Below are 9,961 nucleotides of genomic sequence, written 5' to 3'. Positions count from 1 at the left end.
GGCATGTCCCGCCGGCGGGACATGCCTTCGGGTGCAGGATCCCCATAAGATCTTGACGGGTTCGCGGGACCGGTCGAGACTCGTATCATCGTCATTTCCCGCGACTCTCGAAGGCGAATCGGGACACCCATGGAGAACGTCGTTCGGGCAGCCAATTTCTCTGCCGTTCCCGTTGACCTGACGGCCTATTTCAACAATATCGGCGCCACCAACCGGGACCGCCTCGCCGAGGGCCGGCTCAACGTCTGGAAGAACTCGTTTCCCGCCGAGGAGCTGCCCGACGGGACGGAACTGTTCCGGTGTACCCAGGTGCCGTTCAGGTTTCCGCGCACCGGCCCGGCCCGCCTCGACAACGTGGTCTGCGCCGGGCAGCGCATCGACCTGCCGCCCGGCCGATGGGACTGGATCTACCTGCTCGCCTGTTCCGAACGGCGGGCCGAGGACGTCGTCCACCTGCACTACCGCGACGGCGTGGCGGACCAGGAGTGGCTACGGGTGTCCGACTTCTGGCCGGCCTCGCCGCCGCACTTCGGCGAGGTCGAGGCGATCACCTGCCGCCGGATCCACTTTCCCCGGCACGTGCAGGCGGGAATCGGACCGCGCATCTGGCAGCAGCGCCTGGCCATCACCCGCCAGCAGGAGCTGGCATACCTGCGCCTGCCGGACAACATCGCGATCCACGTCTTCGCGATGACGCTCGTCGCCAACGGATGGAACTAGCCGATGAAGCTGCTGTTGAAGGACCTCCCGTTCTGGTTCCACGACCTCGGCAACTGCCTGCACGACTGCTTCGGCACGCTGCTGCTGCGCCAGGGCTTCGACCCGGTGGAGGCGCTCGGGGCGGGATGGGAGTTCCACCACGACCCGGCGCAGGTGCGTGGGGAGGAGTACTACCACCCGGCACCCCGGCCGACCCTGGGGGAGAACCTCTTCCCGTTCCACCCGGTGCGGGCACGGTGGCAGGAACCGGCGGACGCGCAGGAGGCGTGGGCCGGCATCCGGGCGTCCATCCAGGACGGCCGTCCGGTGCTCGCCGCCGTGGACAACTTCTACATGCCCATCCGCCCGGCCTTCGGCGACGTACACGCCGCGCATCTGGTCGTGGTGTGGGGCTTCGACGACGAGGCACGCGAGGTGTACCTGCTGGAGGCCACGCCGCCGCTGTTCAGCGGGCCCCTCGCGTTCGACGACTTCCTGCGGGCCCGGGGCTCGGCGAACGAGGCCCGGCCCAACACCAGGGACTACTTCTTCGCCGGCCCCCGGATCCGGCACCGCTGGATCGACGTCGAGTTCACCGGTCCGGCACCGGAGGTCACCGCGGCCTGGGTGGGCGAGGTCGTGGCACACAACGTCCGCGGCTGGCTGGAGCCCGGCGACCCGGGCCGCGGTGGGTTGGCGGGCCTGCGCCACTGGCTGGCCGACGTGGCCGGGCGCGACGATCGGGCCGGCGCCCTGGCGGAGCTCTACAGCGTCGGCTGGGCGGCGCAGGCGGCGGCGGCACTGCACGCGGACTTCCTACGGGCGACGGGGAACCGGTTACGCTGCGACGCGCTGGTGCATGCCGGCCGGCAGGTCGACCGGCTGGCCCACCAGTGGACCGGGCTGCGCATCTTCGGCGCGCACGGTTCCACCACCGGCGACAGGTATGCCGCGGAGCTGAGCCGCCGGACCCGTCTGCTGCTCGCCGACCACGAGGACGTGCTGGAGCAGCTCACCGCCGCGATCCGCCGGCTCGACGAGCCGTCCGGCGATCCACGCCCGTTGGCCGCCGCCGGCGGGCGGCCGCCGGGCGCGCCGTGACCGGCGCGAGCCGGCCGCTGATCGACGCCCTGCTGCGGCGGGCGGAGCGCGAGCCGGCGAGGGTGGGATACCGCGATCTCGACATGGCCACCGGGGCGCTGCGCGACCTCACCTATGCCGACGCGGCCATCCGCGTGGCGGCGGTCGCCACCCGGCTGCGCGAGTCCTGGGTGCCCGGTCAACGGGTGGTGCTCGCCATCCCTGGCGGCCTCGACTACCTGGTGAACCTCCTCGGCATCCTGGCGGCGGGACTGGTGGCCGTGCCGCTGCCGCCCCGGGGCGGCCGGCCGCTGCGGACGACGGAGCTGGCCGACCACCCGATCGTGCGTGACGCCGGCGCGGTGGCCGCGTTCGGGCCGGACGGCCTGGTCGGCCTGGCTCTGCCGGCCGCAGTGGACACCGAGCCCGCCGGGTCGGAACTCGCCGTGCTGCAGTACACCTCGGGCTCGACCGGGATCCCCAAGGGCGTCATGGTGACCCATGCGAACCTTGCGCACAACACCGCCGCCATCACCGACGGGATGTCGCTCACGCCGACGGACCGGGCCCTGATCTGGCTGCCGCCCTACCACGACATGGGTCTGGTCGGTGGCATGTTGTCGCCCCTGTGGTCGGGCATGTCGATGACCTTGATGCCGGCCGAGGCGTTCGTCCGCCAGCCACTGTCCTGGCTGCGACTGGTCAGCGAGGGCCGGGTGACGGTGTCCGGTGGCCCGAACTTCGCGTTCGACCTGTGCGTCGAGCGCATCCCGGCCGACCAGCGGGCCGCCCTCGACCTCTCGGCGTGGGCAGTCGCGTTCACCGGTGCGGAACCGGTCCGGGCCGGTACGCTGCGCCGGTTCGCCGAGGCGTTCGCGGTCGCGGGCTTCCGGCCCGAGGCGTTCTACCCCTGCTACGGCATGGCGGAGGCGACCCTCATCGTCAGCGGCGGCGCGCGCCTCGGCGGCATGCGGGTTCGGGCGGACGACGCGACCGATGCGATCGAGCGCGTGTCCAACGGGTCGGTGCTGGGCGGCCAGACGCTCACCGCGCTCGACCCGGAGACCGGCGCCCCGGCCGGTCCCGGCGAGTCCGGCGAGCTGGTCCTGCGGGGTCCGAGCGTGACCGCCGGCTACTGGCGGCGACCCGCCGAGACCGCCGCCACGTATCGGGCGGACGGGCTGCGCACCGGCGACATCGGCCGGATCGTCGACGGCGAGGTGTTCATCACCGGCCGGCTCAAAGAGATCGTCGTGGTGCGTGGCCGCAACATCCACGCGGAGGACGTCGAGGAGATCCTGCGCGGCGTCGACCCGGTGCTGCGCGGGTCGGCAGCCGCCGCGTTCGCGGTCGAGCCGGCCGACGGGTCAGCGGGAGAGCATCTCGTCGTCGCGATAGAGGCTCCGGCCCGTGTCGTGGAGCTGCCGGCCGATCTCTTCTCGCGGGCGCGGGCCGCGATCATCGCGGCCACCGAGGCGAGTCCGGCGGCGCTGCTGCTGGTTCGTCGGGGTGGGCTCCCGCGAACCACCAGTGGCAAGGTCCGCAGGTCCGTCGCCCGGGACCGGTACCAGCGTGGCGAGCTTCCGGTGCTGCGCGAGGACCGGCCCACCGACGTGACCTCAGAGGCGTCCGTCGACGCACCCGAGGGGCTTGCCGCGGTCGTGGCCGAGCTGCGTGCCCGTGTCGCGGCCGTGGGTGGGGTCGCGGAGCCGCGCGGCGACGTCTCCCTGCTCGAACTCGGCCTCGACTCGCTCGCGCTCCTGCAGCTTCAGGGCGACATCGCCACCCGCTGGGGTGTCGAGGTGCCGGTGGCCGACCTCATGGCCGTGTCCTCGCTGACCGCACTGGCCACGCTTATCGCCGCGGGGCAGGGCACGGCGGCCGCGACGAGCACCGCCGGCGGCGCGGCGATGGCCGATGCCAACGGGGAGGGCATCCGCTACCTGGAGCGGTACCACCCCGGCACGACGATGCACGTGCTCGGCCGCGCGTTCCGGCTCAGCGGCGACGTGGATCCAGACGCCCTGGAGCGGACGCTGCGCCTGCTGCTCGACCGGCATCCCGCCCTGTGCGCCACGACCGCCGCAGCCGCCGGCGAGCCACCGCCGTCACCGGTGCTGAGCCGCCTCGACCTGCGCGGACACCGGGCCGAAGCGGTCGATGCGGCGGTCCACCAGGTCACCAACGCCCCCTTCGAACCGGCCGCCGGGCTGTTGCGCGCCGCGCTCGTCGACACCGACACCGGCCGGATTCTCGCCGTCGCGGTGCACCACGCGGCGGTGGACCTCTGGTCGGCCGCACTGCTGCTCGCCGAGTTCGCCGAGATCCACCGCGCGCTGCGCTCCGGTGTCGAGCCGGTGCTGCCCGAGCCGGGCCGGCTGTCCGGCCCGGGCGACATCGAGGCGCGGGAGCGGCTGCGCGAGTGGTGGGCCGCGGCCTTGCACGGGTACGAAGCGGGGCGCGCCGTCCTCCCGGCGGATCACCCGGTGAACGGGATGTCGGCCGAGCACGTCGGCGTCGTGCGGCGCACGGCCGCCGACCTGCCCGGCGACGCGCTCGCCGCCGTGGCCACCAGGCTGGGCACCACCGCGTACACCGTGCTGGTCGCCGTGCTGGCCGCGCAGCTGGCGCGCTACGGCGGCGGCGGGGACGTCGTGCTCGGCACGCCGGTCGCGGGCCGGGGGTCACCGGCCCTGCGCGGAGTGGTCGGCTTTCTGGCGAACTCGGTGCCGTTGCGCCTCGACGGGGCGGCGGGCAGTCTCGCCGAGCTGGTCCGCCGGACGCACCGGGCGGTGACCGCCGCCCTCGACCACCAGGCGCTGCCGTTCGCCCAGATCGTGGAGGCGGCCGGCGCCTCCCGCCGGGATGGGCGCAACCCACTGTTCGACGTGTTGTTCGTCTACCACCGACCGCCCGCCTTCGCCCCGGCGGGCACCGTGGGCCTCGCCCTCGGCCTGCCCGGCGTTCGGCTCGACCTGGGCGGCCTGTGGGCCGAGACGTTGCCGTTGCCACCGACCGGCAGCTCGGTCGAGCTCACCGTGGAGGTCGGGGACACCGAGGCGGGCACCGTCGTGGCACTGCGGTACGACGCCGACCGGTTCGACGAGGCGACGGCCGCGGCGATGCTCGACGAGTACGTCGCCACCCTCCGAAGCGCCGTGGCCGACCCGTCTGCGCTGGTGACCGGAGCACCCACCGGCACCGATCCGCTGCCGGCTGCCGGGCCCTTCCCGGACGTGCTGGACCGCATCCGGAGGCACTCCCGATCGGACGCGGTCGCCGTGCGACAGGGAGCGTCGGCGCTCACCTACCGCGGGCTCTGGCGGCACGCCAACGGGCTCGCCGCCCGCCTCGCCGCGCGCGGGGTGGGTCCCGAGGTCTGCGTCGGCGTGGCCGTACCGCGCACACCGCAGTTGCTCGTCGCGTTGCTCGGCATCCTGCGGGCCGGTGGCGCGTACTGCCCTGTCGACCTCACGCTGCCGCCCGCCCGGCTGGAGGCGATCCGGCGCGACGCGCACCTCGCGCTCACCCTCGCCACCCGCGCCACCGTGGGCCAGGTGCCGGCCGGCTGGCCCGTGCTGCTGCTCGACGACGGCGACCTCGCGGGCGCCGGGCCCCCGGTCGGGCCGGCCCCGCACCCCGAGCAACTGGCCCACGTGCTGTTCACCTCGGGGTCGACGGGCCAGCCGAAGAGCATCGCGATGACCCGTCGCAACCTCGCCGCGTTCATCGGCTGGGGGGTACGGGCGTACCCGGCCGGCCAGCTCGCCGGCGTCCTGGCCGGCACCCCGCTCACCTTCGACCTCTCCGTCTTCGAACTCCTCGTCACGGTGGCGGCGGGCGGCACCGTGATCATCGCGGAGGATGCGCTGCGACTACCGCGCCTGCCCGAGCGGGAGCACGTGACCCTGCTCAACACCGTGCCCTCGATCGCGGCCCAACTCGTCGCCGACGGCCTGCCGGCGGGCGTCGGCGTGGCGAACCTGGCGGGCGAGCCGCTGCCCGCCGCCCTGGTCCGGGAGCTGGCAGACGCAGGCGTCGGCCGGATCGTCAACCTGTACGGCCCGACCGAGGCCACCACCTACGCCACCGTCGCCGATCAGGACCCGGCCGACCGCCGGCTGGTCACCATCGGCACCGGTCTGCCCGCGGTCGGTGTCCGGGTGCGGGCGGCCGACGGCCGGACGGCCGCTACGGGCGAGCCCGGCGAGCTGTATCTCGGCGGCGCCCAGGTGGCTCGTGGCTACCTGGCCGACGCCGCGGCGACCGCCGACCGGTTCGGCCCCGACCCGGCCGGCGCGCCGGGCACCCGCGCCTATCGCACCGGCGACCTGGTCCGCCGGCGGCACGACGGCCACCTGATCTATCTCGGCCGCGGTGACCGGCAGGTCAAGGTGCGCGGGGTGCGGATCGAGCTCGACGAGATCGAGGCGGTTCTCGGCACCCATCCCGGCGTACGCGAGGCCGCCGTCGTCGTCCACCGGGCCGGCGAGTCGGATGCCGCGCTGGCCGCGTACCACGTCGGCGACGCCGACGCCGACGTACTGCGCGCCCACACGGCAGCCGCGCTGCCGGCGGCCATGGTGCCGGTTCGCTGGCTCCCGTTGGACGCGCTGCCCCGCAACGCCCGCGGCAAGCTCGACCGGGAGGCGCTGGCCCGGATTCCGGTGCCGGTGGAGCACGTCCCGACGCGGCGGACCACCCGCACGCCGACCGAGCGGACCGTCGCCGAGATCTGGGCCGGTCTGCTCGGCGTCACCGACCCGGACCCGGACGCCGACTTCTTCATGGCGGGCGGGCACTCCCTGCTCGCCATGCGGCTGCTGAGCGCCGTCGAGGAACGGACGGGGGTGCGCCTTCCACTGGGCCGGTTGCTGGACCGACCGACCATCGCCGGGCTGGCCGCGCGGCTGGACGAGGTGGGCGCGTCGCCTGTCGACCAGGCACCGGCCACGAACGACGACGGCTACCCGCTGTCGCCGACCCAGGAGCGGCTGTGCCTGTTGCAGGCGCTGGCGCCCGACAGCCCGGCCTATCACGTCGCCGGGCAGGTGCGCCTGCGCGGTCCGCTCGACGCCGGCCGGCTGGAGCGGGCGCTGCGGGCGGTCGTCGAGCGGCACGACGGCCTGCGGGTGCGGTTGGAGACCAGGGAGGGGAACCTCAGGCAGCGGGTCGCTCCGGCGGTGCCGGTGCGCCTTCCCGTCGAGGAGGTGGACGAGGCGGACGTCGCCAGGCTGGCGGTGGAGGCGGCGACCGCCCCGTTCGACCTGACGACCGCGCCGCCGTGGCGGGTACGGCTGCTTCGCGCACCCGCTGGCGACCACCACCTGATCTTCGTGGCGCACCATGCGATCTGCGACGGCTGGTCGCTCGATCTGCTCGCCCGCGACCTGGGCCGGGCGTACACCACGGACCGTCCGCTGCCGCCGGCCGGTTCGAGTGTCGCCATCGCGGCGGCGCAACACGCCGAATCGGCAGCGCGCGGCGATTGCGGGCCCGAGCTGGACTGGTGGCGGGACCGGCTGGACGGGCTGCCCGAGCTTGCGCTGCCCACCGACCGCCCCCGGTCGGCGGTCGCGTCCCGGCGCGCCGCAACCGTGCGCAGTACGCTGGCGGGTGAGGCGCTCGCCGGGCTCGACGCACTGTGCACCGAGACCGGCGCGACCCGGTACATGGCGGTGACCGCGCTGGTGAGCGCGCTGCTCGGCCGGCGCGCCGGCCAGCACCGTTTCGGCCTCGGCCTCGCCGTGGCCGGCCGCGGGGCGAGCGGCACCGCCGAGGTGTTCGGCGCACTGATGAACACCGTCGTCCTCCGGGCCGATCTGACCGGTATGCCGTCGCTGCGCGCCCTGCTCACCCGCACCAGGGCCGAACTGTTCGAGGCGATCTCGCACGGTGACGTCCCGTTCGCCGAGGTCGTCCGGGCCGCCGGGGCCGGTCACCCGGCCCTGACCAACCCGCTGTTCCAGGTGATGTTCGGTGAACAGCCGGCCACCGCCGCGCTCCGGCTGGACGGCGTGCGCGCCGAGGTCACGCCGATACCCACCGGTGTCGCGAAGTTCGATCTCAGCGTGCTGATCGGCGCTGCGGGCCGGCCCGGCCCGTTGGAGGTCACCTTCGAATACGACGCGGACCTCTTCGACGCGTCCACCATGGACCGCCTCGCCGGCCAACTGCTCCAGCTCTGCGCCGTCGGGGTCGCCGCCCCGGACGTGCCGCTGGAGCGCCTCGACCTGATGAACGCGGCCGACCGCGCGCTGCTGGCCGGGTGGTGCGACGGCGGGGAGGTGCCCGATCTCGGCTCGCCCTGGCTGCACGGCGCGATTCTGGCGGGGGCGTCCCGACACCCCGATCGGATCGCGATCGTGGCGCCCGAGGAATCGCTCAGCTACGGGGCGCTGGAGCGCCGGGTGCGCCGGTTGGCGGCCGGGCTGCGCAGCCTCGGAGTGGGCATCGAGGACCGGGTGGCCATCTGTCACCGGCGCACCGTCGACCTGCCGGTCGCCATGCTCGGCGTTCTCGCCGCCGGGGCCGCCTACCTGCCGCTTCGCGACAGCGACCCGGCGGAACGCCATGCCGAGACGCTCGCCGACGCCGGCGCCCGGCTGGTGCTCACCGACGCCGACACGGCGACCTGGCTCGACGCCTGCGACGTGCCGATGGTGACGATCGACGACGCGGTGGCCGCGGCGGGCCGCACCTGTCTGGCGCTCGACGATCCCGCCCTGCTCAGCGTCGACCAGCTGGCGTACGTGCTGTACACGTCGGGCTCGACTGGCCGGCCGAAGGGCGTCGGGGTGACCCACCGCGGGGCACTCGCCCGGATCGCGTGGGGTCGGCAGGCGTTCGGCGCGGACGAGATGGCCGGCGTCCTCGGCGCGACCTCGCTCGTCTTCGACCTGTCGTTGTTCGAGCTGTTCGCCCCGCTGGCAGCCGGCGGCACCGTGGTTCTGGCCGAGTCGGTGCTCGACCTGCCCACGCTGCCGGACCGGGACCGGGTGACGCTGGTGACGACCGTGCCGTCCGCGATGGCCGCCCTGCTCGACATCGACGGGTGGCCCGGCGGGGTACGCAGCGTGGCCCTGGGCGGCGAGCCGCTCTCCGCGCAGTTGGCCCGGCGCGTCTGGAACCGCGGGCCGCAACGGGTCATCAACCTGTACGGCACGACCGAGGACAGCTTCTGCTCGACCTGGACGGAGCTCGACCGCGAGGTGTCCGTGGTGACCGCCGGCCATCCGCTGCCCGGCTCACGCATCGTGGTGCTCGCCCGTGACCTTGCACCGGTGCCGCCGGACGTCGTCGGCGAGATCGTGTCGCCCGGCGTCGGGGTGTCCCGGGGATACCTGGGCCGGCCCGGGCTCACCGCCTCGGTCTTCGTTCCCGACCCAACCGGCCGGCCAGGAGAACGCCAGTACCGCACCGGGGACCGGGGCCGGTGGACGCCGCACGGGCTGGAGGTGCTGGGGCGGCTGGACCAGCAGGTCAAGATCCGTGGACACCGGGTGGAACCGGGCGAGATCGAGTCCGCCCTGTTGGCCGTGCCCGGTGTCGCCGAGGCGGTCGTCCAGGCGACCGGGCACCGCGACGCGCCCGACCGGCGGCTCGTCGCGTACCTGCGGTGGCGGCCCGGGGAGGCTGACCCGGACACCGGCGCCCTCCGCGCGGCCCTGCGCCGCCGGCTGCCGGACTACATGGTGCCGGCCTCGTTCGTCACGCTGGATGCGTTCCCCCGGACGGCGAGCGGCAAGGTGGACCGCGCCGGGCTCGCGGCGGTGCCGGTGCCCGAGGTGACCCCGGATGCCGGCGAGCCACCGCAGGGTGCGACGGAGACGGCGGTGGCCCAGGTGTGGCAGGACCTGATCGGCGTGCCTGCGATCTCCCGGCACGACCGGTTCTTCGAGCTGGGTGGCGACTCGCTGCTCGCGGCGAGAATGACCAGAAGACTCAGCGAGCGGTACGGCGTCGACCTCTCGCTGCGCCTCGTCTTCGACGACGACCGGCTGCTGTCGTTCGCGGCCGAGGTGCATCGCGCCGTCGCCGGTTCACTGCCCACCTGACGGCCGGCAGGCACGAAGCGGGGGGGGGGGGGCCGGGGGGGGGGGGGGGGCGCGCCGCCCGGGCGCGGGGGCGCCCCGCCCCCCCCCCCGCCGGGGGGCCCCCGGCGCCCCGGGGGGGGCGCCCG

Annotated in this window: 3 protein-coding genes; all 3 read left to right on the top strand. The window is 74.6% G+C overall.

Going from position 1 to position 9,961, the window contains the following annotated elements; all coding sequences use genetic code 11:
* The first annotated feature begins 129 nt into the window (after positions 1–129).
* Genes ACGFIW_RS18990 through ACGFIW_RS18980 form a run of 3 tightly spaced genes read left to right on the top strand, consistent with a single transcriptional unit; the run spans position 130 to position 9,836 of the window.
* Positions 130–720, top strand: a complete 591-nt coding sequence (locus ACGFIW_RS18990) for a hypothetical protein (protein ID WP_393317081.1) — start codon at positions 130–132, stop codon at positions 718–720.
* 3 nt (positions 721–723) lie between these two features.
* A complete protein-coding gene (locus tag ACGFIW_RS18985; protein WP_393317079.1) occupies positions 724–1,800 on the top strand; it encodes a BtrH N-terminal domain-containing protein in 1,077 nt (358 codons plus the stop codon).
* Positions 1,797–9,836, top strand: coding sequence for an amino acid adenylation domain-containing protein (locus tag ACGFIW_RS18980; protein WP_393317077.1), 8,040 nt, complete (start codon positions 1,797–1,799; stop codon positions 9,834–9,836). Before ACGFIW_RS18985 ends, ACGFIW_RS18980 begins: the two co-directional genes overlap by 4 nt.
* Positions 9,837–9,961: the final 125 nt, after the last annotated feature.

It is taken from the genome of Micromonospora sp. NPDC048935 (genome assembly GCF_043197875.1).
Classification (GTDB): Bacteria; Actinomycetota; Actinomycetes; order Mycobacteriales; family Micromonosporaceae; genus Micromonospora.
Note: the sequence above shows the minus strand (reverse complement) of the source record. Positions and strands in the feature narration are given on the sequence as shown.